We start from the raw sequence: 23,715 nt of genomic DNA, 5'->3' as shown, positions 1-23,715 counted from the left end.
ACCCGGCCGCCCGGCGGGCGCGTCTTCGGCCCGCGCAAACATCAGGCCAAACCCGCCGGTCCGTCCCTGGCGACGCTACTAACTGCCGCACCGCCCCTTCATGGGCAATATCCGCCAATGTCTGCCAATGTCTGCACATCTCGGGACGGACGGGTGGAGGGCGGGGCGGGCGGTAGGGTCGCGGCTGTGATGCGTGAAGCGGCCGTCAACGGAGTCAAGCTGTCCTTCCGCGAGGAGGGTGATCCCACGTCCCCCGCGCTCGTGCTCCTGCACGGCCGCACCGCCGACCACAACGACTGGAACGGCATCACCCAGCACTTCGCCGCCCGCCACCACGTCATCGCGCCCGACCTGCGCGGCCACGGAGCCAGTGAGCACCCCGGCTCCTACGCCGTCCCCGACATGGCCGACGACGTCGCGGCCCTGATCCGGCACCTGGGGATCGGCAGCGCCGTGGTCGTGGGCCATTCGCTGGGCGGGGTCGTCGCGTGCCTGCTGACCATCCGCCATCCCGGGCTGGTGGGGCGGCTGGTGCTGGAGGACCCGCCGCAGCCGTACCCGCTGCAGGGCCGCGCGCCGGTCGAGGAGGACGACTCGACGGGGTTCGACTGGCGGATGGTGCACGAGACGGAGCGGCAGCTCGTCACCCCGGACCCGGCCTGGCGCGACGGGCTGCGGGGGATCGCGGCGCCGGCCCTGGTGCTGTCGGGCGGGGCGGCCAGCCCGTTCCGGTCGGAGCTGGTGGCCGAGCTGATCCCGGGCGCCCGCCTGGTCACGATCGAGGCCGGTCACCTCGTGCACGTCTCGGCGCGGCGGGAGTTCCTGCGCGCGGTGGACGACTTCCTGGCCGAGCCGGGCGCGTGACGGCGTACGTGGGGATGGGCCGCGTCAGCTCAGGCAGGCACGGAACACCTGGGTCAGCCGGCTGACCACCTCCTCGCGCGCCCCGGGCGCGATCGGCCCGAACAGGTGGCGGAACCGCCCGCTCCCCAGGACGATCACCGTGGCGAGCGAGGCGCGCAGTTCGGCCTCGTCGCCACCCAGCCTGGTCCTCAGCGGCTCCAGGATCGCCGTACGGACCCGGTCGTGGGCCAGCTCGCGGATCTGCGGGCTGGACGCCGAGCGCTCCAGCGTGGCCAGGACGGGGCTGTCGCCCTCGGCGGCGAGCCGGTCGGCCACGTACTCGGCCAGCCGCACGGCCAGGTCCTCTCCCTCGTCCAGCACACCGGGGAAGCGCCCCTGCTGCGCCAGGACCTCGGCGAACAGCTCCCTCTTGGAGCCGAAATACCGGTTGATGAGGGCGATGTTGGCGTTCGCCGCGGCGCCCAGCATGCGCATGGTCACCTCGTCGTACCCGTGCTCGGCGAACAGGCGGCAGGCCGCGTCGAGAATGCGCCTGCGGGTGCCCTCCCGGCTCCTTGGTTCCACGCACACGACGATAGGGCGCACCGGCCACGTGTACGTCCCCTGACGAAGCGAATGCCGGGGAAGATGGATTACGGGTGGGTATCTTCTACGGTGCGTGGCGTGACCGTAATGTCATAAAGATCCGCCAGGGTGGAGGGGTGGCAACGAGGCTCGGCGATCACATGCGGGAACGGGTGGCGGCGTTCGGGCACATGGGGCCGGCGATCGTCCAGTCGGCCGTCGGCGCCGGGCTGGCCTGGACGGCGGCCATCCACCTGCTCGGCCATCCGCGGCCGTTCTTCGCGCCCATCTCCGTGCTCATCTGCCTCGGTGTCGGCCTCGGCCAGCGGCTGCGCCGCGTCATCGAGCTGGTGGTCGGCGTCAGCCTCGGCGTCGGCGTCGGCGACCTGCTGGTCGCCTGGATCGGCTCCGGCGCGTGGCAGCTCGCCCTCGTCGTCGCCCTGGCCATGGGCACGGCGACGCTCCTGAACGGCGCGCCGCTGTTCGTGGCCCAGTCCGGCTCGTCGGCGGTGCTCGTCGCCACGCTCGTGCCGGGAGCCGGCGGAGGCGGACTCGACCGGATGCTCGACGCCCTGACCGGCGGCGTCATCGCCATCGCCGCGGTGGCGCTGCTGCCGATCAGCCCGTTCACGCTCGCGGCCAGGCACGCCTCCGCGGTGCTCGACGCGCTGTCCACGGTCCTGGAACGGGCGGCCGACGCCATCGAGCGGGGCGACGCCGACCTTGCCGCCGAGGCGCTGGCCGTGGGGCGCGGCACCCAGTCGACCGTCGAGGACTTCCAGCAGGCGCTGGTCACCAGCAAGGAGGTCGCCCTCGTCTCCCCTCTGCACTGGCACCGCCGCACCCGGCTCGCCCGCTACCAGAAGGCCTCCGTCCCGATCGACCACGCGCTGCGCAACGCCCGGGTGCTGGCCCGACGCACCCTGGCGTCGCTGGGCGAGCCCACCCCGCCGCCCGTCTCGCTGGCCGCCTCCATGCGCGAGGTGTCGGAGGCGGCACTGCTGCTGCAGCTGGAGCTGGCGGCGGGCCGCGACCCCGTCCTGACCCGGCAGGCGCTCACCGCGACCGCCGGGCGGCAGCGGCCCGAGCGGCTCGGCTTCTCCGCCGACGTCATCGTGGCGCAGCTCCGGTCGATCGTGGTGGACCTGATGCTGGCCACCGGCGCCGACCCCGAGACGGCCGGCGCCGCCCTCGCCCCGGTCGAGGGCCCCGGCACGACGACCGACACGGAGAACTAGCCGGATGACAGCCGCTTGAGGCGGGTGACCGCCTCGTCGATGACCTCGTCCTTCTTGCAGAAGGCGAACCGGACGAAGTGGCCGCCCCGCTCCGGATGGTCGTAGAAGACCTGCGTCGGGATGGCGACCACGCCGGCCAGCTCCGGCAGCCGGCGCGTCAGCTCCAGCCCGTCGGTGAAGCCCAGCGGCCGGATGTCGGTCTGCACGAAGTACGTGCCCGCGGGCCGCAGCACCTCGAACCCCGCCGCCGCCAGCCCCTCCATCAGCCGGTCGCGCTTGTGCTGGAGCCCGGCCCGCAGCTCCGCCACCCACGCCAGCTCGTGACGCAGGCCGTGGGCGACCGCGAGCTGCCACGGCGCGCTCGCGGTGAACGTCAGGAACTGCTTGACCGTCGTCACCGCCCGCACCAGCTCCACCGGCGCGCACACCCAGCCGGTCTTCCATCCCGTGACCGAGAACGACTTGCCCACCGAGGAGATCATCACCGTGCGCTCGCGCATGCCGGGCAGCGTCGCCAGCGGCACGTGCTCCACCCCGTCGAACGTCAGGTGCTCGTACACCTCGTCGGTGATCGCGATCAGCCCCCGCTCCTGGCAGAGCTCCGCGATGACCGTCAGCTCCTCGCGCGTGAACACGGTGCCCGTCGGGTTGTGCGGGGAGTTGACCAGGATCGCGCGGGTGCGCGGGGTGACGGCGGCGCGCAGCTCGGCCGGGTCGAAGGTGAACCGCCCCTCGACCGGGCGCAGCGTCACCGCGGTCAGCCGCGCCTGGGCCAGCGCGATCGAGGCGGCGTAGGAGTCGTAGTACGGCTCGAACGCGATGACCTCGTCGCCCGGCTCGCACAGCGCCAGGACGGCCGCCGCGATGGCCTCGGTCGCGCCGACCGTCACCAGCACCTCGCCGTCGGCGTCGTAGCCGAGGCCGTAGTGGGCGGCCCGGTGCTCGGAGACGGCCTGCCGCAGCTCGGGCACGCCGGGGCCGGGAGGGTACTGGTTGGCGCCGGACCTGACGGCCCGCACCGCCTCCTCCAGCATCGAGGCGGGCCCGTCGGTGTCGGGGAATCCCTGCCCCAGGTTGATCGAGCCCGTACGCAGGGCCAGCGCGCTCATCTCGGCGAAGATCGTGGTGCCGAACGCGCGCATCCGCGAAACGAGTGGTTCCCTCACGGCACCACCTTAGTGTCCGCGCCCCCGCGACCGGCGGCTGCTGCTCTAGTCTCGACTCCGTGATCACCCGGGTCCTGCTCTCCCTCGCCCTGACGCTCACCCCGCCGACTCCCCCGGCGCCCACCCCGCAGACCACCCCGGAGGCCGGGGTCCAGGCCGGGATCGAGACCGGACAGTGCCCCGTCGCCGTGCCGCCGGGGACCACGTGCGGGTTCCTCGTGGTCCCGGAGCGCCGCGACGCGCCCGGCCGCACCATCAAGGTCGGGTACGCCGTCCACCGCTCCGCCGCCCCCGCCCGCAGGCCCGACCCGGTCGTCTACATGAGCGGCGGCCCCGGCTCCTCGTCGCTGCAGCTCACCGGCTTCCTCAGCCAGATGTTCCCCGACCGCGACGTGGTGACGATCGAGCAGCGCGGCGGCAGGTACTCCTGGCCCCGGCTCGGCTGCCCCGAGCTGGCGCAGGCCATGCTCGACCGCCTCACCCGGCCCGCCTCCCCCTTACCCCCCGCCGAGGCGGCCGCGCAGTGCCGCACCCGGCTCGAACAGCAGGGCGTGGACCTGCGCGGCTACACCACCAAGGAGATCGCCGCCGACGTCGTCGCCCTGCGCGGCGCCCTCGGCTACCCCTCCTGGAACCTGTTCGGCGTCAGCTACTCCACCCGGGTCATGGTGGACGCCGCCGCGGCCGACCCCGGGGCCGTGCGGTCCGTGCTGCTCGACTCGTTCCTGCCGCAGAGCGTGCCCTGGTACGACGACGTCCGGCGCAACCTCGACGACACCCTCACCCACCTCGGCCTGAAGGACCGCTTCGACGCGGCGGTCAGGCGGCTCGACGCGACGCCCGCGCGGGTCACCACCGTGGACCCGCTGCGCGGCGCCGAGGTGCCGGCCCGCCTGGACGGCGGCGACGTGGCGACCTTGATGGCCGAGGCGCTGCACGAGACCGGCGTGATCGCCGTCTCCGCCCCGCTGGTCACCGCCCTGGCGAACGGGCACGACGAGCCGCTGCGTCCCCTCACCGACGCGGTCGGCGACGGCCTCACCTCCCACGAGCTCGGCCTGTACGAGGCGGTGCAGTGCCAGGACGAGATCCCTACCAACGGCTTCGCCGCCCCGTCCCGCCTGTTCACGGTGGACGTCGACAAGGCCGTCTGCGACGCCTGGAAGCTGCCCGCCACCAAGCCGTCCGCCGCCACCACGCAGGCCCCGGTCCTCGTCGTCGCCGGCCGGTTCGACCCCACCACCCCGCCCCGCACGAGCGAGCCCGCCGCGCGGGCGCTGCCGCACGCCCGGTACGCCGAGTTCGACGGCGTCGGGCACGCGGTCTTCCTGACCAGCACGTGCGCCCGCGAGCGCATGGCCGCCTTCGTCGCCGACCCCGCCTCGGCCGGGACCGGCTGCGCCCGCCCCGAGACCGGCGTGCCGCCCCGGCTGGCCGCCGCCGACCTGCGCGTGACCGGCGCCCCCTACGCGATCTCGAAGGCGCCCTGGCTCGCGGCCCCGCTCGCGCTGTTCGCCCTCGTCACGCTCGCCCAGCTCGTCGCGGGCGCGTTGCGCGGCCGGGCGCTCACCGCCTTCGCCGGCCTGGCCGGGGTCGCGTCCGCCGGCCTGCTCGCGCAGTCGGCGTACGGGCTGGTCAGCCGGAACGAGACCGCCCTCGCCGTCGGCCTGCCCGCCGCCGTCGAGGCGTACGGCTGGCTGGCGGCCGTCGCGGTCGCGCTCACCCTCGCGAGCCTCGTCGTGCGCCGGACCCTCGGGCAGGCTGGAGCGGCCCTCGTCGGGGCAGGATTCCTCGTATGGTGGTTTGCCTGGTTCCTGTGACATGGGGGGATTCGTCCTGGCTGCCGTGACCCGCATCCGCGCGCTCGACGCCCTCCGCGGCTTCGCGGTGGCCGGGATCATGCTCGTCAACACCTGGCAGCACACGCCCCACAAGCCGCGCACCGGCCTCGACACCACGATCGAGATCCTGTTCCAGAGCCACTTCTACCCGATCTTCTCGCTGCTGTTCGGCATCAGCTTCGTGCTGTTCCTCCAGCGGGCCGGCCGGTTGAGGCTGCTGCCGCGCCTGTTCTGGCTGTTCTGCTTCGGCATCGCCCAGCACGCCTTCTACGAGGGCGAGGTGCTGACCGACTACGCCTTCTACGGCCTCGTCCTGCTGCTGCCCGCCTCGTTCCTGTCCGGCGGGGCGCCGATCCTGCTGCTCTCGGCCGGCGTGATCACCTGGGGAGTCCTCACCGGCGGCGGGATCATGCTCATCCCCGGCCTGTTCCTGCTCGGCATGGCCCTCATGCAGCTCCGCCCGCCCGCGTGGCTGCTCCCGCCCGTTCTCGCGGTCAGCGCCCTCGCCTCCGCCCTGCTCTCCGGAGCCTGGCTGACCAGCGGCGACTGGGCCAACGGCCCCCGTGACCCCCGCGTCTGGATCGTCTACACCCTCGCCACGCTCGCCGGCGCCGCCGCCTTCTCCACCGGGTTCCTGCTGCTCCTGCGCACCCGCTGGGGCGATCCGCTGTCGGCCGTCCTCGAACCGCTCGGCCGGATGGCGCTGACCAACTACCTCACCGGCACCGCCGTCGTCGTCCTCACCGCCCCCCTCGTGGCCGCCGACCCCACCCGCTGGTCGGTCGTGGCCGTCGCCGCCCTCACCGTCACCGCCCAGGCCCTGTTCGGCCGCTGGTGGCTCGCCCGCCACCGGTACGGCCCGATGGAGTGGATCTGGCGCTGCCTGACCTGGTTCCGCCGGGTGCCCAACCGGCTAGAGTCGGGCCGTGACCACCATCGCCCTGTGCCAGATCCCGGTCTCCCCTGACCCGCAGGCCAACCTCAAGAGGGTCCGCGAGGCGCTGGCCCGCGCCGAGGGCGCGGACCTGGCGATCTTCCCCGAGGCGACGCTCACCCGCTACGGCAGGCGCATCACCGAGCTGGCCGAGCCGCTCGACGGGCCGTTCGTCACCGGCCTGGCCGAGGCGGCGCGCGAGCACGGCACCGCCGTGATCGCCGGGGTGTTCGAGCCGGGCGGCGGCGACGGGCGCGTCCACAACACCGCCGTGGCGCTCGACGCCGGCGGCGAGCTCAGGGCCGCCTACCGCAAGATCCACCTGTTCGACTCGTTCGGCGCCAGGGAGTCGGAGCTGGTCGCCCCCGGCTCCGAGCCGGCCGTCGTCGAGCTCGCCGGGCTGCGCGTCGGCCTCGTCACCTGCTACGACCTGCGCTTCCCCGAGCTGACCCGGGCACTGGTCGACCGGGGCGCCGACCTGTTCGCGGTCATCGCCGCCTGGGGGTCGGGGCCGCTCAAGGAGGACCACTGGGTCACGCTGGTCCGCGCCCGCGCCCTGGAGAACACCATGTGGACGGCCGCCGTCGGCCAGGCCCCCAACCCGGCCGAGTCGTCCGACGGGTTCGGCGTCGGCCGCAGCATGCTCGTCGACCCCCTCGGAGTCGCCCGCGCCGACCTCGGCACGGCCCCCGGCGTCCAGCTCGTCACGGTCGACGCCGAGACCACCGCCGCGGCCCGCGCGACACTCCCCTGCCTCGAACATCGCATTCTTGGGGTCAACAGATCGTAAAATGAGCACGTGAGCAGAACGCACATGCAGAAAGTGGTCCCACCGCGTCTGCTCGTCCCCTACCTCTCGGGCAAGCGCACGGTGATCTCCGGGTACGTCTACCGCGTGCAGGACTGCGCGCGGCTGACCACGCCCCGCGACCTCTACTTCGGGCTCGACCTGTCCTTCGACGGGTCCGAGCTCACCGCCGAGGTGCCCGAGTTGTATGTGATGCGGTGGTACGCCCGCGACGTCGACAGCTACGTCGTCCCCTACGGCCCGCACATGGGCGGCGACTGGAGCGATGTGGCACCGTTCGCCGGCAACGGCTTCACCACCTCGACGCACCACGTGGTGCCCCAGTTCCACACCGTCCCCATGCCGATCCCGGCCGGTGCCGAGATCGTCCACCTCACCGACGAGGACGAGCGCCCCTTCGCCGCCTACGACGGGCTGACCTGGCGGCCGGCCGCATGAACGACGAGCTCACCCCCGTGGCCTCGGGGTTCATCGCCCGCTTCGGCGAGCACACCCTGCCCGCCGCGCTCGGCCCCGACAGCGACCAGGTCGTCCTGTTCAGCGAGGAGGAGCTCGACGGGTTCGAGGCGGCCTCCGGCTACTGGCGGCGCGAGGTCGGCCGCGACGAGCTCGAATGGCTCGTCCTCATCCGCACCGTCGGCGCCTTCGGCGGCGAGCCGTGCGTCGTCCTCGACGAGGACGACGACGGCCTGCACATCGCCTACCTCGGCCACAGCGGCATGAAGGCCGAGGCGCTCGGCTACTGGATGGTCGACCACGGCGCCTACGAGGTCGTCGTGCCCCGTGAGGAGGTCGTCTCCATCCGCGTCGAGCGCATCCCGGTCCCCTAGCGACCGGACACGGCGCCGCTCAGGCGCCCAGGTGACGATAACGGGACAGGCGGCCCGCCAGCCTGTCCCCCGTGGGCTGCCCGAGCAGCCCCGCGATCTCGTGCTCCAGCGCCCGCCCCACCCGCTCGCAGAACGCCCGGTGCTCGTACGCGGCGTCCGGCCGCTCCGGGATCACCCGGTCCACGATCCCCGAGCGGCGCAGGTCCGTGGCCCGCACCCCCTGCGCCTGGGCGATCTCCGGGGCGAAGTCCACCGACCGGTAGAGGATCGCCGAGGCGCCCTCCGGCGGCAGCGGCGACAACCACGCGTGCTGCGCGCACAACACCCGGTCCGCCGGCAGCAACGCCAGCGCCGCGCCCCCCGCGCCCTCGCCCAGCAGCAGGCAGACCGTCGGCGCGTCCAGCGTCACCATGTCGGCCAGGCAGCGGGCGATCTCCCCCGCCAGACCGCCCTCCTCGGCCGCCTTCGACAGCGCCGCCCCCGCCGTGTCGATCACCGTCACCAGCGGCAGCCCCAGCTCCGACGCCAGCCGCATGCCGCGCCGCGCGATCCGCAGCCCCGCCGGACCCAGCGGCGCGCTGGACCGCTGGCTGCGCCGGTCCTGCCCCAGCACCACCGCCGGCGCCTCGCCGAACCTCGCCAGCGCCAGCAGCAGCCCCGGGTCGTTCTCCCCCGCGCCGGTGCCGTTCAGCGGAGTCACGTCCGCGGCGGCCAGCTTCAGCAACGACCGCACCCCCGGCCGGTCGTCACGCCGCGACCGGCTGATCGCCTCCCACGCCTCGACCGGCCGCAGGTCCTCCTCCGGCGGCTCGCCCGGCGACAGCCCCGCCGTGTCCGCGCACAGCACCGACAGCGCCCGCGCGGCCAGCTCCCGCGCGTCCTCCGCCGGCACCACCGCGTCCACCAGGCCGTGCCGGAACAGGTTCTCCGCGAGCTGCACCCCCTCCGGGAACGGATAGCCGTGCAGCGCCTCGAACACCCTCGGCCCCAGGAACCCGATCAGCGCCCCCGGCTCCGCCGCCGTCACATGACCCAGCGACCCCCACGAGGCGAACACCCCGCCCGTCGTCGGATGACGCAGATACACCACGTGCGGCAGCCCCGCCGCCCGGTGCGCCTGCACCGCCGCGGTGATCTTCACCATCTGCACGAACGCGACCGCGCCCTCCTGCATCCTGGTCCCGCCCGAGGCCGGCGCCGCCAGCAGCGGCAGCCGCTCCCGCTCCGCCCGCTCCACCGCCGAGGTGATCCGCTCGGCCGCCGCCACGCCGATCGACCCCGCCATGAACGAGAACTCGCTCGCCACCACCGCCACCCGCCGCCCGTCCAGCAGCCCTTCACCGGTGATCACCGACTCGTCGTAGCCCGACTTGGCCCGCGCGACGGCCAGCTCCTCGGCGTAGGAGGAGCCCGGCGCGGCCGGATCGGCGGGCGGCGCGTCCCACGACGTCCACGACCCCTTGTCGAGGACCGTTTCGATCAGCGTGCGCGCGTCCGGACGGCTCACCAGGGCTCCTTCGGGTCGAGCGCTACGGCTCCTTCGTGCGTGTCGAGCACTATGGCTCCTTCGTGTCGAGCACCGCTGCAATGTTGACGCACATGTTGTCGAGGCAAATCCTGTTGACGCTGATTCGGGTGACACACATGCTGACGCACGAACGCGCCGGCCGGTGCCACCGACCGGCGCTCAACTCTCGCGCTCCTCCAGCCAGGCGAGCACCGCGTCCCCGTCACCGCCCAGAGCCGGCGGCGGCCTGTGCCGGACCGCCTCCAGCCCCTCGAAACGCAGCGGCGGGCCGGGCAGCTCGATCCGGCCCAGCACCGGATGCTCCACCTCCACCAGCAGCCCCTGCGACCGGGTCTGATCCCAGGTGTAGACCTCGTCCAGCGAGCGGATCGCGCCCGCCGGCACCCCCACCTCGGCCAGCCGCGCCAGCCAGTGCCCCCGGTCGTGGGCGGCCAGCGCCCGCTCCATGTCCGCGATCAGCTCCTCGCGGTGCGCCCACCGCTCCCGGTTGGAGGCGTAGCGCGGCTCGCCCGGATCGATGCCCAGCAGCGCGGCCACCTTGCGCCACTGGCCGTCGTTGGCCGCCGCGATCTGCAGCACGCCGTCCGCGCAGCGGAACGAGCCGTACGGGGCGATCGAGACGTGGTGGTTGCCGGCCGCCGCCGGGACCTTTCCGCCGACCGTCCACGCCGTGCCGTGGTAGGAGTGCACCCCGGCCACCGCCGCCAGCAGCGACGTGCGCACCACCCGGCCCCTGCCGGTCCGCTCGCGCTCGTACAGCGCCGCCACCACGCCGTACGCGCCGTGGATGCCGGCGAGCAGGTCGGCGATCGACGCGCCCACCCGGTACGGCTCGTCCGGCGAGGGGCCGGTCAGCGACATCAGGCCCGCCTCGCCCTGGGCGATCTGGTCGTAGCCCGGCCGGCCGCCCTCCGGCCCGTCGTGGCCGAAACCGGTGATCGACAGGACGACCAGGCGCGGGTTGAGCTCGTGCAGGCGCTGCACCGGGAAGCCGAGCCGGTCGAGTACACCGGTGCGGAAGTTCTCCACCAGGACGTCGCACTGCCGGACGAGCCGCTCGATCAGCTCCCTGCCCTCCGCCGACTTCAGGTCGACGGTGATGGACTCCTTGTTCCGATTCGCCGCCAGGAAATACGTCGAAATATCGTGATCAGGGCCGACGAACGGCGGCCCCCAGCCCCGCGACTCGTCCCCGCCCTCCGGATGCTCCACCTTGATCACCTTCGCGCCCAGGTCCCCCAGCATCTGAGCGGCGTGCGGCCCCGCCAGCGCCCTGGACAGATCCAGCACCACGATGTCGTCGAGAGGTCCGAGCAAGTTCATCCTCCAGCACGAGTTCCGGGGGTGAAAGGACCATTCTCCTCCCATTCCCCCTGCCTCACCTACTCTGGGTGCGTGCAATCTCTGACCCGCCGCATCGGGAGGCTGGACCCGTCGTGCGGGCCGGTCCGGCTGGTCGCCGTCGACGGCCCGGCCGGGTCGGGCAAGACCACGTACGCCCGGCGGCTCGCCGCCGCCCTCGGCTGCCAGGTCGTCCACAGCGACCACTTCCCCGTGCCGTGGGAGGAGGGGCCGGGTCCGTGGTTCGCCGCGCTGGAGGAGGGCGTGCTGCGCCCGCTCGCCGCCGGCCGTCCCGGCGCGTACCGCCGCTACGACTGGACGCGCGGCGCGTACGCCGAGACCGTCACCGTGCCCGTGGCGCCCGTGCTGGTCGTCGAGGGCGTCGGCACGGCCCGCCGCTCCGCCGCCCCGCTGATCGCGTTCACCGTGTGGGTCGAGGCGCCGCGCGACGTGCGGCTGCGGCGGGTGCTCGAACGCGACGGGGCCGAGCTGGAGCCGCGCTGGCACGCCTGGTTCGACGCGGAGGAGAAGTGGTTCGCCGAGGACGGCACCCGCGAGCGCGCCGACCTGGTGCACCGCACCTGAGCGGGCGCTGCCGGGCCGCCGCCTTTACAAAGTAGATTACGAGTCGAGGGCGCCGCTCATGCGCAGGAGCGTGTAGGCCGCCACCGACCCCGAGTCGGTGACCTCCCCCGCGCCGACCATGGCCTCGAACTCCTCCCGGCTCACCCACCGCTGCCGCATGTCCTGCTCGGTGTGCTCCCTGCGCGCAGGCCCCGGTTCGAGCCGCGTGGCCAGGTAGACGTGCATCTGCTGGGTGGCCACCCCGTGGGCGTTGTCCAGCGCGCCCAGCCACCGCCAGTGCGCCGCGCGCAGCCCCGTCTCCTCCGCCAGCTCCTTCCTCGCCTCCTCCTCACGGCTGCTCGCCTCCGCCGAGCCCTGCGGGAAGCTCCACGTCCGGCGGCGCACCGGGTAGCGGTACTCCTCGACCAGATGGAAGCCGTCGCGCTCCATCGGGATGACCAGCACGAAGTCCGGCTTGTCCATGTAGGCGTACAGGCCGCGCGAGCCGTCGGGCCGCTCGATCTCGTCCTCGCGGACGACCATCCACGGGTTGGAGTAGACGACCTTCGAGGAGATCTGCCGGATCGTGTGACCGTCCGTCACAGGTCGTCCACCTCCGCGTGGGTACGGCCGCCCGACAGCCGCGCGTACCCCGGTCCCCGGTCGAAGAAGCGGCCGGTGCTCGGCCGCAGCCGCGCCCGCAGCTCCGCCGTGCCCTCCTCGTCGATGCGGTCGCCGTCCAGCACCACGCCGTAGTCGCCGAGCGCGCCCGCGATCGACACCCTGCCGTCGCGCACGTCCGCCGCCACCGCCCTCGGGTCGCGATCGTACGGCGAGCCCCACCCGCCGCCGCCCGTCGTCCGGATGCGGATCACCTCGCCCGCCTGCACCGGGTAGTCGTCCACCAGACCGTCCATCTCCTTGCCGGCGATCTCCACCCGGAACGGCCGGCCGGCCAGGCCGCCGTTGACGCCCCAGCACGACAGGATGGACCGGTCGGCGATCGACATGTACGAGGCGTCGCGCAGCATCCGGATGTGCTTGTCGTAGCCGAGCCCGCCCCGGAACAGGCCCGGCCCGCCCGAATCGCACGCCAGCGCCAGCCGCTCCACCCGGAAGGGCCAGCGCGCCTCGGCGAACTCCACCGGGATGTTACGCGAGTCGGGCACCACATGGATGGTGTCCTCGCCGTCGGCGTACCACCGGCCGCCGGAGCCCCCGCCCAGGACCTCCCGCATGAGGTACGGCACGCCGTCCGCGCCGACGCCGTGGACGCCGGTGTAGCGGATCGTCTCCTGGTCGGCCGGCATGCGCCCGCCCGTGGCCTTGGCCAGCACACCGGCCAGGACACCCAGCAGGCGCAGGATGACGAACGTGCGGGCGTTGGTCGGGGCCGGGAAGACCGGCGTGAGCAGCGTGCCCTTCTCGGGGAAGACCATGTCGATCAGCGGGACGACGCCCTCGTTGACGTCGAGCTCGGCCATCCGCTCCGGCGAGTCGGCGAGGTTGCGCAGGATCGGGGCGAGCCACTTCTTCAGGAAGACGCCGTCGGCGTAGTCGCCCGCGTGGTTGATCGGCCCCTTCGCCTGCGGCGACGTACCGGTGAAGTCGATCGTCAGCGGGGTGCCGGCCTCGTGGTCCACGGTCAGCGTGATCCGCTGGGCGTGCAGGCGGGGCTCGTCCACGCCGTCGTGCTCGGCGTAGTCCTCCCACACGTACACACCCTCGGGGATCTTGGACAGCAGCTCCCGGCGGAACGTCTCCGTGGTCTTGCCGATGATCGCGTCGAAGCACTCCTCGACGGCGGCCCGGCCGTACCTGTCGAACAGCTCGCCGAGGCGGCGCGCGCCCATGAGGCAGGCCGAGCACTCGGCGTCGAGGTCACCGGCCAGCGAGTCCGGCATGCGGGAGTTGCGGGTCATGATGCGCAGCGCGGCCTCGTTCGGCACGCCCTGGTCGCGCAGCTTGATCGGCGGGACCATCAGGCCCTCCTCGTACACGCTGCGCGCGTGCGAGGGCATCGAGCCGGGCACGGAGCCGCCGATGTCGTCGTGATGACCGAACGCCTGCACGAACGCCACGACCTCGTCCTCGTGGAAGACCGGGACGGTCACGCACAGGTCGGGCAGGTGGCCGATGCCGCCCTCGGACAGGTAGACGTCGTTGTGGAAGTAGACGTCGCCGGGCCGCATCGTCTCGACCGGGAAGTCACGCACGACCGGCTGGACCAGCGCGCTGTAGGAGCGGCCGGTCAGCTTGCGCAGCCGCACGTCATGGATGCCGGCGCGGAAGTCGTGGGCGTCGCGGATCATCGGCGAGCGGGCGGTGCGCGCGATCGCGGTCTCGACCTCCTTCTCCACCGACGCCAGCGTGCCCTCCACGATCTCGACAAGAATCGGGTCAGCCGCGCTCTTCGGGCGCTCCTGCTCAACCGCGCTCTTCGGGCGCTCCACGCCGCACCTCCACATTGCCGTACTCGTCCACCGTCGCGGTGAACCCGGGATGGACGGGGATGGTCGAGCCGTACTCCTCGATCACCGCGGGGCCCTCGACCACGGCCCCGGCCTCCAGCGCGGCGCGCTGCAGGATCGGCGTGTCGTGCTCCTCCTCGAAACGCACCCGCCGCGTCGCCGGCTCCGCCTCGACCTTCGGGTACGGCCGGCGCCGGATCGGCGGCCGGTTGATCGGCCCGATGCCGGACACGCGAAGGTTGACCCATTCGACGCCCTGGCGGGGGTCGTCCCGGTAGGCGTAGCCGTACAGGCGCTCGTGGGCGTCGTGGAAGCGCTCGACGACCTGGGCGCGCCACGCCTCGTCGATCGGCCCCGGCGGGGCCGCGACGCGCACCTCGTACGCCTGGCCGTAGTAGCGCAGGTCGGCGCTGCGGGCATGGACGGGCTCGTCGAAGCCCTCGCGTTCGAGGGCGTCCGCCGCCTCGCCCTCCAGCTCGCCGAAGATCCGCGCCGCGGCCTGGAGCGAGAGGTCCCGGGTGACGTACGTACGCACGTAGTCGTTGCGGACGTCCACCGTGAGCAGCCCGAACGCGGAGACGTTGCCCGGCTCGGGCGGCACGATCACGGCGGGCAGGCCCAGGACGTCGATGAGCCGGCACGCCAGCAGCGGCCCCGACCCGCCGAACGTCACGAGCGGGAAGTCCCGCACGTCCAGCCCGCGCTTGACGGTGATCTGCCGGATCGCGTTGCTCTGGTTGAAGGCGCTGATCTCCAGGATGCCCGTGGCGGTGCGCTCGGGGCCGAGACCGAGCTTGCCCGCCAGCACCTCGATCCCGGCGCGGGCCGCGTCCACGTCCAGCGGGATCTCGCCGCCGAGCAGGTGCGGCGGGACGCGACCGAGGAAGACGTGCGCGTCGGTGACCGTCACCTCGGTGCCGCCCCGGCCGTAGCAGAGCGGCCCGGGGTCGGCGCCGGCCGACCTGGGGCCGACCTTCAGCGTGCCCTCGGGCGAGATCCACGCGATCGAGCCGCCGCCCGCGCCCACGGTCACGATGTCGATCATGGGGACCTTGACCGGGAAGCGGCCGACGGAGCCCTCGGTGGTGACGGACGGCTCGCCGTCGATCACCACGGCGACGTCCGTGGAGGTGCCGCCGCCGTCCAGGGTGATCACCGACGGGTGGCCGGCGTTGGCGGCCAGCATCGCCGCGCCGAGCGCGCCCGCGGCCGGCCCCGACAGCACGGTGGTGATGGGCTGGTTGACGACCTCGCGGGCCGACAGCACGCCGCCGTTCGACTTCATGACGGAGAACGGCATGCCGAGCCGGGCGGACAGGTCCGCGATGTAGCGCCGCATGACGGGCTTGACCGCGGCGTCGACCAGGGTGGTGACCGACCGCTCGTACTCGCGGTACTCCCGCAGCACGTCGCTGGAGACGGAGACGACCGCGTCGGGGTGCTCGCGGGCCAGCACGTCGCGCATGCGCCGCTCGTGCTCCGGGTTGGCGTAGGAGTGCAGGAAGCACACGCCGATCGCGGTGATGCCGCGCGCCCGGAACCAGCGGGCCACCTCGACGGCCTGGTCCTCGGCGAACGGGCGCACCTCGGCGCCCGTGTGGTCGAGCCGGCCGCCGACGGTCCTGACGAGGTGCACGGGGACGATCCGCGGCGGCTTGACCCAGAAGTACGAGTTGCCGTAGCCGTCGGGGACGCTCTGCCGGCCGATCTCCAGGACGAACTCGAAGCCCTCGGTCGTCACGAACCCGAGCCCCTCGATCCGGTCCTCCAGGAGCTGGTTGGTGGCGACCGTGGTGCCGTGGACCACCGAGGCCACGTCCAGCTCGCCCAGCTTGCGCACGCCCGTGACGAAGCCGTCGGCCGGGTTGGCCGGCGTGGAGGGCGTCTTCGTGGTGACGATCTCACCGGTGTCCTCGTCCACGGCCACGACGTCGGTGAAGGTGCCACCGGTGTCGACGCCGATGCGCACGTTACGCATCCCGCCTCCACGGCGACCGGGCGCTGTCTGTGACCACGCTTCCTCCTGAGGTTTCAGGGGAGAAATGTCCCACGAGGTCAGGGAACACGCCAAGCCCGATAAGGTGGCACCCCGTGACCGACCTGTCTGCCCTGTCCCCCGCTCCACCTGGTACCCGCGACGCGGTGCTCAAGTTCTTCTTCGGCCCCATGGACTGCGGCAAGTCCACGCTGGCCCTGCAGATGAACTACAACCACGGCCGCCAGGGCAGGCGCGGCCTGGTGCTCACCAAGCACGACCGCTCGGGCGGCCCCCAGGTCACCAGCAGGATCGGGCTCGGCCTGGAGGCGATCGAGGTCGAGGACTCCCTGAACCTGGTCGAGCTGGTCCGCGCGCACGACCGCGTCGACTACCTCATCTGCGACGAGGCGTGCTTCTACACGGTCGAGCAGATCGAGCAGCTCGCCGACGTCGTGGACGACCACGGGGTGGACGTGTACGCGTTCGGGCTGGCCTCGGACTTCCGCTCGGTGATGTTCCCGGCGGCGCAGCGGCTGTTCGAGCTGGCCGACGAGGTGTGCCGGCTCCAGGTCGAGGTGCTGTGCTGGTGCGGGCGCCCTGGCCTGCTCAACGGGCGGATCGTGGGCGGGGAGCTGGTGCGGACGGGCGAGCAGGTGGTGATCGGCGACACGGACCTGGCCGCCGACCGGTCACCGGTCCGCTACCAGGTCCTGTGCCGCCGTCACCACCGCTCGGGCCTGCTGGGCGAGGGCACGATCTGACTTCTCCGCGGTGCCAGACGGCCTGACTTCTCCGCGGTGTCAGACGGCGCAGGAGCCGTCGTCGCACGCCTCACCGGGGGCGGCGAGCAGCGTGACGGGGGTCTGCCCGGTGCGCTCGGCGACCTCGTCGATGGCGGCCGCGAACGTCTCCTCCGGCTGCGCGCCCGACACGGCGAACTTCTCCTCGAACAGGAAGAGCGGCACCCCGCTGATCCCGAGCCCCGCGGCGCGGTCGAGATGCTCCCTCACCTCGGCGGCGCCCTCGCCGGTGTCCCGCACCCCGGTCTCGGCGGCCAGCCCGGCGAGCACGTCCGGGTCGGCGACGTTCAGGCCGTCGGTGAAGTGGGCGCGGAACAGCCGCTCGGCCATCTCCTCGCCGCGCCCCTGGCGGGAGGCCAGCTCGACCAGCCGGTGCGCCTCGAAGGTGTTGGCGCTGACCGCCCGGTCGAAGCGCAGCTCGAGGCCGTCACCGGCCGCCGCCTCCACGACCCGGCCGGTCGTGCGCGCCACGTCGGGGCCGAACTTCCGCGCCAGCGCGTCGAGCAGCGGCTCGCCCTCGGCGGGGGCCTCGGGGCTGAGCTGGAACGGCCGCATCGTGACCTCCAGGGTGCCGCCGCGGGCGCGGAACCGCTCGGCCGCGCGGGCGAAGCGGGTATGCCCGATGTAGCACCACGGGCAGGCGACGTCCGAAAATATCTCCACCTTCATGTACGTCGGCAACCGCGCCGCGATGCCGGACATTCCGCCCGCGCCGCTCTCCCGTTCCGCCGGGGACGGCGGGCTCAGCCGGCGGTGAGCTCCTCCAGCCGGTACGGCAGGTAGGCCGAGTCGTCCACCAGCGCCGACGCGCCGCGCCACCAGCCGAACCACTCGCCGCTGCGCCACATCCAGTCGGCCCGCTCGATGGCCGCCACCACGTCGCCGACCGTCCGCCACGGCTCGCCCACCTGCTCCAGCGTGGCGCCGTGGCGTACGGCCCAGTCGCGCAGGATCCCGGCCGCGTCCTCCTCCACCTCGCGGGCGTACGGGTCGGGGTCCTCGCCCGGCAGCCGGTGCGGCCCCAGGCCGGCGGCCACGCCCCAGCTCCACTGCGCCTCGGCGGGCCGGGAGTAGCGCAGCGAGCGGAAATCGAGGTTCGAGCCGAGCTCCTCGTCGGGGCGGCGGGTGACGACCGCGTCGAGCCGGCCGCCGGCGTCGAAGTGCACGACCAGCCGGTCCCCGGGCCGCGCGTCCTCCGGCAGGGCGAACCGGTCCTCCGCCTGCCACGAGTTCAGGTCCACCTCCGCGACGGGGGGTCCCCAGAGCGCGTCGGCGGTGTCGTCGGCGATCCAGGCGGCCAGCATCTCCAGCGCGGTGAGATCGGTCCACGGCTCGATCGCCAGGGCCGTGCCGAGCACCTCGTCCGGCGCGGGCAGCTTGCCGCCGCGCGTCCGGCCCCACCACTGCGTGCCCAGGTCACGGGTGCCGACCACCAGCGCGGCGACGGCGGCCAGCTCGGCCGAGCGCCGGGTCAGGGCCGCGCCCAGCGCGAGATCGAGACAGCGGTCGACCCGCTCGTCGCCGAGCTCGGCGCGGGCGTCGCCGACCAGCGTCTCGGCCGTCGGTCGCTCCTCGCCGAGGAGGTCGCGCACAACTCTTCTGGCCTCGGTCCTTGCGTCTTCAGCATGTGCCTGCCGCATACCGCCACGCTACGCCGGGAGATCCTTTTCCGCGAGGGGCGGTCCGGCATTCCCGCAGGCCCCGCCCGCGCGCCCCGCTTTCCGGCCCTGCTCGGCGCCGGTTTCGGGCCCGCCGGCCGCCGCTGCGGTCCGCGCCGCCGTCAGGCCCGGGTCAGCCGTGCCGACCGCCCGAGCGGGCCAGGAGCCGGCCCACCGCCACGCCCGCCAGCGCCACCCCGGCTCCCATGCCGAACGAGGCCAGCATCACCCACGGACGCGTCTCCGTGCGGGCCCCGGCCGGCCGCTCGCGCGCCGGCCTGGCGTAGACCGCGCCCGCCGTCCCCGTTCCGGCGAGCCCCATGCCGGCACCCGCCGTCTCCGTTCCGGCGCGCGGCGGGGCGGACTCGGCGAGGGCCGGCTCGGCCGGGCCGCGCAGGACCTGGTCGACGGCCGAGAAGAACTCGCCGGCCGTCCGCCGCGCCACCGAGCCGAGCATGCGCTGCCCGACGCCGCCGATCATGCCGCCCACCACCGCGTCGGCGTCGTAGTCGACCCGGGTCCCCCCGTCCACCTCGCTCAGCCGTACCTGCACGGTGGCGTCGACCATGCCCGGGGCGCCCTGGCCGCGCGCCCGCAGCACGAAGCTCTCCGGCGCGAGCGGGTCGGCGAGCGCCACCTCGCCCTGGTAGACGCCCCTGACCGAGGCCACGCCCGCGTTGACCGTCATCCGGTACGTGTCGGGCCCGCTCTCCTCGAGCCGCTCGCAGCCCGGGATGGTGCGCACCAGCACCGCCGGGTCCCTCAGCGCGGCCCACACGCGATCTCTCTCGACGCCGATCACGGCGCTACCTGCGACCTTCACATCGCCACCCTAAGCACGGACCTCCCCCGCGATAAGGGCAACACCTGCCAGAAGCCGGTACGCGTCGCCGCCGGGGTCCGTCGCGCGGGGTAGCCCGGGATCAGCCTGCGGGCTGACGCGGCGGCCCTGCCAGGTGCGACATCCTCGGAGACACCGACGAAAGAGCGTGCTGTGACGAAGATCGCAATGCATTGCTCTACAGCTTGTAGTACTACTGGACGTAGATGCACTACGGCCTGTAGAGCGCCGGAACGGGCGAGGGGATATGGACGCACTAGACCTAGCGCGGTGGCAGTTCGGGGTGACCACCGTCTACCACTTTCTGTTCGTGCCGCTGACGATCGGCCTGGGCGTGTTCGTGGCGGGCCTGCAGACCGCGTGGCACCGCACCGGCAAGGAGCACTACCTCCGGCTGACCAAGTTCTTCGGGAAGCTGTTCCTGATCAACTTCGCCATGGGCGTGGTGACCGGCATCGTGCAGGAGTTCCAGTTCGGGATGAACTGGAGCGAGTACTCCACCTTCGTCGGTGACGTGTTCGGCGCGCCGCTGGCCATGGAGGCGCTGCTGGCGTTCTTCATGGAGTCCACGTTCCTGGGCCTGTGGATCTTCGGCTGGGAGCGGCTGCCCAAGCGGGTGCACCTGGCGTGCATCTGGGCCGCCGCCATCGGCTCCAACCTGTCCGCGTACTTCATCCTCGCGGCCAACGCCTGGATGAAGCACCCCGTCGGCTACGAGGTCGTCGGCGGCCGCGCCCGCATGACCGACCTGTGGGCCGTGCTCACCAACTCCACCGCCCTCGCCCAGGTGCCCCACGTGATCGGGGCGGCGTTCATCGTGGCGGGCGGCTTCGTGCTCGCGGTGAGCGGCTACTGGCTGCTGCGCACGCGCGAGGGCATGTGGCGCGGCGCCGCCCGGGCGGCGCTCGTCATGACCGCGCTCGCCGGGCTCGTCGTGGCCGGCAGCGGCGACATGTCGGGCAAGCTGGCCTACGAGCAGCAGCCGATGAAGCTGGCCTCCGCCGAGGGCCTGGAGCGTGACACCGCCGGCGCGGGCTTCACCGTCGTGCCCGGCATCGAGATCCCCAAGCTGCTCAGCTTCCTGTCCACCAACGACCCCGACGCGACCGTCCAGGGCACCGAGGACATCCAGCGGCGACTGGAGCAGCAGTTCGGCCCCGGCGACTACCGCCCCGACCAGACCGTGGTGTTCTGGTCGTACCGGGTGATGCTCGGCTTCGGCCTGTCCACCGTGGGGCTGTCGGTGCTCGGGCTCTGGCTCACCCGGCGCCGCCGGCCGATGCCCCGCCTCATGGCGCGCCTGTTCGTGCTGGCGCTGCCGCTGCCGCTGCTCGCGGTCACCGCGGGCTGGCTGCTGAGCGAGGTCGGCCGCCAGCCGTGGACGGTCGCGGGCGAGCTGCTGACCGCCGCCAGCGTCTCCCCCGGCGTGAGCCTCACCGAGGTGGCCCTCTCGCTGGCCCTGTTCACCGTCCTGTACGGCGGGCTCGCCGTGGCCGAGGCCGTCCTGCTCGTGCGGCACGTCCGCAAGGGCCCGGAGGAGGAACGGCCCGCGCCCGCCGAGGCGCCGGCCGAGCGGCTCGAACCGTCACTGATGTACTGAATCGTGCTGATGTACTGAGGAGAAGACCGTGATCGACCTGTGGTTCCTGGTCATCGCCTTCCTGTGGACCGGCTACTTCGTGCTGGAGGGGTTCGACTTCGGGGTCGGGATGCTGGCGCCGTTCGTGGGCGGCGACGACGCCGAGCAGCGGCAGAGCCTGCAGACCATCGGCCCGGTGTGGGACGGCAACGAGGTGTGGCTGATCACGGCGGTGGGGGCGATGTTCGCCGCCTTCCCCGCCTGGTACTCCGGGATGTTCAGCTCGTTCTACCTGCCCGTGGTGCTCGTGCTGGCCGGGCTGATCGTGCGCGGCGTCGGGCTGGAGTGGCGCGGCAAGGTCACCCACCCGGCGTGGTGCGACCTCGGCATCGTGGTCGGCAGCGCGCTGCCCGCCTTCCTGTGGGGGGCCGTCTTCGCCGGCCTGCTGTTCGACGGCGCGGTGGCGGCGCTGGTGGGCGGGGCGTTCACGCTGGCGATGAGCCTGCTGCACGGCGCGGTCTTCCTCGCGCTGCGCACCGAGGGCCACGTGCGGCGGCGGGCCCGGGTGGCGGCGCTGGCCACCGGCGTGGTGGCGCTGCCGCTGGGCGTGGTGGCCCTGTCCGGCATCGCCTCGGCGAACGGCTCGGCGACCGGCGCGGCCTCGGCGACCGGCGCGACCTCGGTGCCGGCTCAGGCGGCGGCGCTGGTGGCCATGGCGGTGCTGGCGGCGGCGGTCGCGCTGATCTGGCGGCGGCGCGAGGGCTGGGCGTTCACGGCCACGGCGGCGGCCATCGCGCTGACGTCGGTGGCGGTGTTCGCCCGGCTCAAGCAGGCGCCGCTGCCCGGCCTCACCCTGGCCGAGGCCGCCTCCGCCCCGTACACCCTCACCATGCTGACCTGGATCGGGCTCATCACGCTGCCGTTCGTGCTCGCCTACCAGGCGTGGACGTACTGGGTGTTCCGCAAGCGGGTGGCCCTGCCCCGCTGAGCGCCGCCCGCCCGCCCGCGACGGGCGCCTGAGGGTGCTCGCGCGGGCCGGCCCGGTGTCCGGGGCCGCCGTCAGTAGCCGCTGTTCCCGTCGTCCTCCGCCGAGGGCGCCGGCGTGGGCGACTTGGTGCGGTGGTCCTTCAGGTGCAGGTCGCCGTTGAGGGGCTTCTGCAGCGCACGCAGCACCTTGAGGCTGGACAGGACCGTCCACCGGGGCCCGACGAGGTGCGGGTTGTACTCGGGGGCCCGGTCCATCCACTCGTCCTTGCCGTGCTCGGTGCTGAAGGTGTTGACGAAGAACTCGCCGACCTTGGTCTTGCAGTAGCCGGTGCGGATGTCCACCGCGTCGACCTGGATCTTCGGCTTGCAGCCGACCTTGGCCGAGAGCTGCTCCACCGTGTAGATCTTCTCGGGGGCGGCGGGCTTGGCACCGCCCTGCTGGACTCCGGCGGCGAGCCGGCCGCCACCGGTACCGCCACCGCCGGACGAGCAGGCCGCGACGAGTCCGACCAGCAGCGCAGAAGCGGCCAGACGTGGAAGTGTCGTCATGTGCCGAGATACGCACCCTTTGCGTGGGCGGTTCACCTCATTCCGCCGACATATGTCCGGGAACGGGCCGCCGTCAGGTGAGGACGACGCAGCCGCGCTCCCGCAGCCGGCGCAGCGGCTCGGGCTCGGCGCCGGAGGGATCCAGGAGCTCGTCGGGGTCGAGCTTGTTCCAGCGCAGGTCGAGCTTCTCCAGCGCGGGCAGCTCGGCGAGCGTGCCGGGCAGGCGCCGCAGCCGGTTGTTGCGCAGGTCGAGCGCGGTGAGCCGGCTCAGCCGCCCGATCTCCGGCGGCAGCTCGGTGAGGAGGTTGTCGCGCAGGTCGAGGAGGCGCAGCCCGGCCAGCTCGCCGATCGACGGGGGCAGCGCGGTCAGGCGGTTGCCGCGCAGGTGCAGCTCGCGCAGCCGGCCCAGCCGCCCGATGGCCCGGGGCAGCTCCGCCAGCCGGTTGCCGTACAGCCGCAGCTCCACCAGCGACGCCATCCCGCCGATCTCCTCGGGCAGGCGGGTCAGCCTGTTGTCGGTGAGGCCCAGGTACGCGAGCCGGTCCAGCCTGCCGAGCCACGCGGGGGCCTCGGTGAGCAGGTTGTCGCTCAGGTACAGGTAGCCGGTCAGGCCGAGGTCGCCCAGCTCGGCCGGGAGCGAGGTGAGGCGGTTGTGACCGAGGTCGAGCATGCGCAGGCGGGTGAGCCGGCCGATCGCGGGCGGCACCTCGGTGAGCAGGTTCTCGGCCAGGTTGAGGGACTCCAGCCCGGTCTCGTCCCACAGGCCCGGCGGGAGGGCGGTCAGCCGGTTCCCGCCGGCCGACAGGTGCCGCAGCCGCCCGCCGAACCGGCCGGGCAGGGCTTCGACGGCGTTGCCGTACAGGAAGAGCGTCTCCAGGCCGGGCGGGCACTCGGGGACGGCGCTCAGGCGGTTGCCGTCGAGGTGCAGCGTGCGCAGCGCGGTCAGGCCGGTGAGGCGGGGCAGGGTGGTGAGGCGGTTGCCGTCGAGCCTGAGCTCCTCCAGCGACGGGAGCGCGCCGATCCAGGCGGGCAGCTCGGTCAGCTCGTTCCACGCCAGGTCGACGAGGCGGACGGCGGCGAGGCCGGCCGCGTCGCCGGGGACGTGGGTCAGGCCCGCGCCGGGGGCGCGCAGCGCGGTCACGGTCCGGGTGTCGTCTTGCGGGGTCATGGCCGC

23 protein-coding genes are annotated in these 23,715 nt (G+C 73.3%); 11 read left to right on the top strand and 12 right to left on the bottom strand.

The genetic code is table 11. The features are described 5' to 3' along the window. Nucleotides 1-189 precede the first annotated feature (189 nt). On the top strand, nt 190-864 hold the full coding sequence (locus tag ACIBG4_RS07290) for an alpha/beta fold hydrolase (RefSeq protein WP_397201243.1): 675 nt from the start codon (nt 190-192) through the stop codon (nt 862-864). A 24-nt stretch (nt 865-888) separates the two neighbouring features. Here ACIBG4_RS07290 and ACIBG4_RS07285 read toward each other — a convergent pair whose 3' ends face one another. Further along, nucleotides 889-1,428 carry a TetR family transcriptional regulator gene (locus tag ACIBG4_RS07285; RefSeq protein WP_397201081.1) on the bottom strand — a complete coding sequence of 180 codons (540 nt, stop codon included), beginning with the start codon at nt 1,426-1,428 and terminating at the stop codon, nt 889-891. Nucleotides 1,429-1,565: 137 nt separating this feature from the next. Here ACIBG4_RS07285 and ACIBG4_RS07280 point away from each other — a divergent pair, with 137 nt between their 5' ends. Continuing rightward, nucleotides 1,566-2,666: an aromatic acid exporter family protein gene (locus ACIBG4_RS07280; RefSeq protein WP_397201080.1), complete on the top strand. Its 1,101-nt coding sequence runs from the start codon at nt 1,566-1,568 to the stop codon at nt 2,664-2,666. Here the strand turns inward: ACIBG4_RS07280 and ACIBG4_RS07275 are convergent. After that, a complete protein-coding gene (locus ACIBG4_RS07275; protein ID WP_397201079.1) occupies nt 2,663-3,832 on the bottom strand; it encodes a pyridoxal phosphate-dependent aminotransferase in 1,170 nt (389 codons plus the stop codon). The two genes, ACIBG4_RS07280 and ACIBG4_RS07275, sit on opposite strands and share 4 nt — an antisense overlap. Nucleotides 3,833-3,891: 59 nt before the next feature. Between ACIBG4_RS07275 and ACIBG4_RS07270 the strand changes: the two genes are divergently transcribed. The 5 genes from ACIBG4_RS07270 to ACIBG4_RS07250 are packed head-to-tail and all read left to right on the top strand — an operon-like array spanning nt 3,892 to nt 8,245. Continuing rightward, nucleotides 3,892-5,652 (top strand): alpha/beta fold hydrolase, encoded by a 1,761-nt coding sequence (locus tag ACIBG4_RS07270; RefSeq protein ID WP_397201078.1) that lies wholly within the window; start codon nt 3,892-3,894, stop codon nt 5,650-5,652. Between the two features lies 1 nt (nt 5,653). After that, a complete protein-coding gene (locus ACIBG4_RS07265; RefSeq protein ID WP_397201077.1) occupies nt 5,654-6,640 on the top strand; it encodes a DUF418 domain-containing protein in 987 nt (328 codons plus the stop codon). Next, entirely contained in the window at nt 6,600-7,397 is a 798-nt protein-coding gene (locus tag ACIBG4_RS07260; protein WP_355448248.1) for a carbon-nitrogen hydrolase family protein, read from the top strand. The genes ACIBG4_RS07265 and ACIBG4_RS07260 overlap by 41 nt, the downstream gene beginning before the upstream one ends. A gap of 9 nt (nt 7,398-7,406) precedes the next feature. Next, complete coding sequence (locus ACIBG4_RS07255) at nt 7,407-7,853, top strand: hypothetical protein (RefSeq protein ID WP_397201076.1); 447 nt, start codon at nt 7,407-7,409, stop codon at nt 7,851-7,853. Then, entirely contained in the window at nt 7,850-8,245 is a 396-nt protein-coding gene (locus ACIBG4_RS07250) for a hypothetical protein (RefSeq protein WP_310712622.1), read from the top strand. Before ACIBG4_RS07255 ends, ACIBG4_RS07250 begins: the two co-directional genes overlap by 4 nt. Nucleotides 8,246-8,264: 19 nt before the next feature. Here the strand turns inward: ACIBG4_RS07250 and ACIBG4_RS07245 are convergent, their stop codons facing one another. Then, nucleotides 8,265-9,752, bottom strand: a complete 1,488-nt coding sequence (locus ACIBG4_RS07245; protein WP_355448242.1) for a carboxyl transferase domain-containing protein — start codon at nt 9,750-9,752, stop codon at nt 8,265-8,267. A gap of 180 nt (nt 9,753-9,932) precedes the next feature. After that, on the bottom strand, nt 9,933-11,096 hold the full coding sequence (locus ACIBG4_RS07240) for a CaiB/BaiF CoA transferase family protein (RefSeq protein ID WP_397201075.1): 1,164 nt from the start codon (nt 11,094-11,096) through the stop codon (nt 9,933-9,935). A 72-nt stretch (nt 11,097-11,168) separates the two neighbouring features. On the opposite strand from ACIBG4_RS07240, the gene ACIBG4_RS07235 reads away from it, so the two are divergent. Continuing rightward, nucleotides 11,169-11,699, top strand: a complete 531-nt coding sequence (locus ACIBG4_RS07235; protein ID WP_355448236.1) for an AAA family ATPase — start codon at nt 11,169-11,171, stop codon at nt 11,697-11,699. Between the two features lie 36 nt (nt 11,700-11,735). On the opposite strand, the gene ACIBG4_RS07230 is transcribed toward ACIBG4_RS07235, so the two are convergent. Genes ACIBG4_RS07230 through ACIBG4_RS07220 form a run of 3 tightly spaced genes read right to left on the bottom strand, consistent with a single transcriptional unit; the run spans nt 11,736 to nt 16,127 of the window. Beyond that, nucleotides 11,736-12,281: an NUDIX domain-containing protein gene (locus ACIBG4_RS07230; RefSeq protein WP_397201074.1), complete on the bottom strand. Its 546-nt coding sequence runs from the start codon at nt 12,279-12,281 to the stop codon at nt 11,736-11,738. Further along, nucleotides 12,278-14,131: a hydantoinase B/oxoprolinase family protein gene (locus ACIBG4_RS07225; protein ID WP_397201073.1), complete on the bottom strand. Its 1,854-nt coding sequence runs from the start codon at nt 14,129-14,131 to the stop codon at nt 12,278-12,280. The genes ACIBG4_RS07230 and ACIBG4_RS07225 overlap by 4 nt, the downstream gene beginning before the upstream one ends. Continuing rightward, nucleotides 14,106-16,127, bottom strand: coding sequence for a hydantoinase/oxoprolinase family protein (locus ACIBG4_RS07220; protein WP_397201072.1), 2,022 nt, complete (start codon nt 16,125-16,127; stop codon nt 14,106-14,108). Before ACIBG4_RS07220 ends, ACIBG4_RS07225 begins: the two co-directional genes overlap by 26 nt. 113 nt (nt 16,128-16,240) lie before the next feature. Here ACIBG4_RS07220 and ACIBG4_RS07215 point away from each other — a divergent pair, with 113 nt between their 5' ends. Then, a complete protein-coding gene (locus tag ACIBG4_RS07215; RefSeq protein ID WP_397201071.1) occupies nt 16,241-16,888 on the top strand; it encodes a thymidine kinase in 648 nt (215 codons plus the stop codon). 39 nt (nt 16,889-16,927) lie between these two features. Here ACIBG4_RS07215 and ACIBG4_RS07210 read toward each other — a convergent pair whose 3' ends face one another. The 3 genes from ACIBG4_RS07210 to ACIBG4_RS07200 all read right to left on the bottom strand — a co-directional run bounded on the left by ACIBG4_RS07210 (nt 16,928) and on the right by ACIBG4_RS07200 (nt 19,408). Beyond that, the gene (locus ACIBG4_RS07210) at nt 16,928-17,629 is read right to left on the bottom strand and encodes a DsbA family protein (RefSeq protein WP_397201069.1); all 702 of its coding nucleotides are present in this window, start codon (nt 17,627-17,629) and stop codon (nt 16,928-16,930) included. A 41-nt stretch (nt 17,630-17,670) separates the two neighbouring features. After that, the gene (locus tag ACIBG4_RS07205; protein ID WP_397201068.1) at nt 17,671-18,519 is read right to left on the bottom strand and encodes a hypothetical protein; all 849 of its coding nucleotides are present in this window, start codon (nt 18,517-18,519) and stop codon (nt 17,671-17,673) included. A 199-nt stretch (nt 18,520-18,718) separates the two neighbouring features. Continuing rightward, nucleotides 18,719-19,408: a carbon monoxide dehydrogenase subunit G gene (locus tag ACIBG4_RS07200; protein ID WP_397201067.1), complete on the bottom strand. Its 690-nt coding sequence runs from the start codon at nt 19,406-19,408 to the stop codon at nt 18,719-18,721. 265 nt (nt 19,409-19,673) lie between these two features. On the opposite strand from ACIBG4_RS07200, the gene ACIBG4_RS07195 reads away from it, so the two are divergent. Beyond that, nucleotides 19,674-21,026, top strand: a complete 1,353-nt coding sequence (locus ACIBG4_RS07195) for a cytochrome ubiquinol oxidase subunit I (RefSeq protein ID WP_397201066.1) — start codon at nt 19,674-19,676, stop codon at nt 21,024-21,026. 28 nt (nt 21,027-21,054) lie between these two features. Then, complete coding sequence (gene cydB, locus ACIBG4_RS07190) at nt 21,055-21,993, top strand: cytochrome d ubiquinol oxidase subunit II (RefSeq protein WP_397201065.1); 939 nt, start codon at nt 21,055-21,057, stop codon at nt 21,991-21,993. Nucleotides 21,994-22,064: 71 nt separating this feature from the next. Here cydB and ACIBG4_RS07185 read toward each other — a convergent pair whose 3' ends face one another. Further along, nucleotides 22,065-22,541 (bottom strand): hypothetical protein, encoded by a 477-nt coding sequence (locus tag ACIBG4_RS07185; RefSeq protein ID WP_310716931.1) that lies wholly within the window; start codon nt 22,539-22,541, stop codon nt 22,065-22,067. Between the two features lie 73 nt (nt 22,542-22,614). After that, a complete protein-coding gene (locus ACIBG4_RS07180; RefSeq protein WP_397201064.1) occupies nt 22,615-23,709 on the bottom strand; it encodes a leucine-rich repeat domain-containing protein in 1,095 nt (364 codons plus the stop codon). Between the last annotated feature and the right edge of the window lie 6 nt (nt 23,710-23,715).

Source organism: Nonomuraea sp. NPDC050383, from assembly GCF_044459125.1.
GTDB lineage: Bacteria > Actinomycetota > Actinomycetes > Streptosporangiales > Streptosporangiaceae > Nonomuraea.
Note: the sequence above shows the minus strand (reverse complement) of the source record. Positions and strands in the feature narration are given on the sequence as shown.

What these genes read in the sequence shown, in the direction of transcription:
- ACIBG4_RS07290 (WP_397201243.1), top strand. Translation starts at nt 190, where the DNA reads ATGCGTGAAGCGGCCGTCAACGGAGTCAAGCTGTCCTTCCGCGAGGAG.
- ACIBG4_RS07265 (WP_397201077.1), top strand. Translation starts at nt 5,654, where the DNA reads ATGGGGGGATTCGTCCTGGCTGCCGTGACCCGCATCCGCGCGCTCGAC.
- ACIBG4_RS07250 (WP_310712622.1), top strand. Translation starts at nt 7,850, where the DNA reads ATGAACGACGAGCTCACCCCCGTGGCCTCGGGGTTCATCGCCCGCTTC.
- ACIBG4_RS07240 (WP_397201075.1), bottom strand. Translation starts at nt 11,096, where the DNA reads ATGAACTTGCTCGGACCTCTCGACGACATCGTGGTGCTGGATCTGTCC.
- ACIBG4_RS07220 (WP_397201072.1), bottom strand. Translation starts at nt 16,127, where the DNA reads ATGCGTAACGTGCGCATCGGCGTCGACACCGGTGGCACCTTCACCGAC.
- ACIBG4_RS07210 (WP_397201069.1), bottom strand. Translation starts at nt 17,629, where the DNA reads ATGTCCGGCATCGCGGCGCGGTTGCCGACGTACATGAAGGTGGAGATA.
- ACIBG4_RS07195 (WP_397201066.1), top strand. Translation starts at nt 19,674, where the DNA reads ATGGACGCACTAGACCTAGCGCGGTGGCAGTTCGGGGTGACCACCGTC.
- ACIBG4_RS07185 (WP_310716931.1), bottom strand. Translation starts at nt 22,541, where the DNA reads ATGACGACACTTCCACGTCTGGCCGCTTCTGCGCTGCTGGTCGGACTC.
- ACIBG4_RS07180 (WP_397201064.1), bottom strand. Translation starts at nt 23,709, where the DNA reads ATGACCCCGCAAGACGACACCCGGACCGTGACCGCGCTGCGCGCCCCC.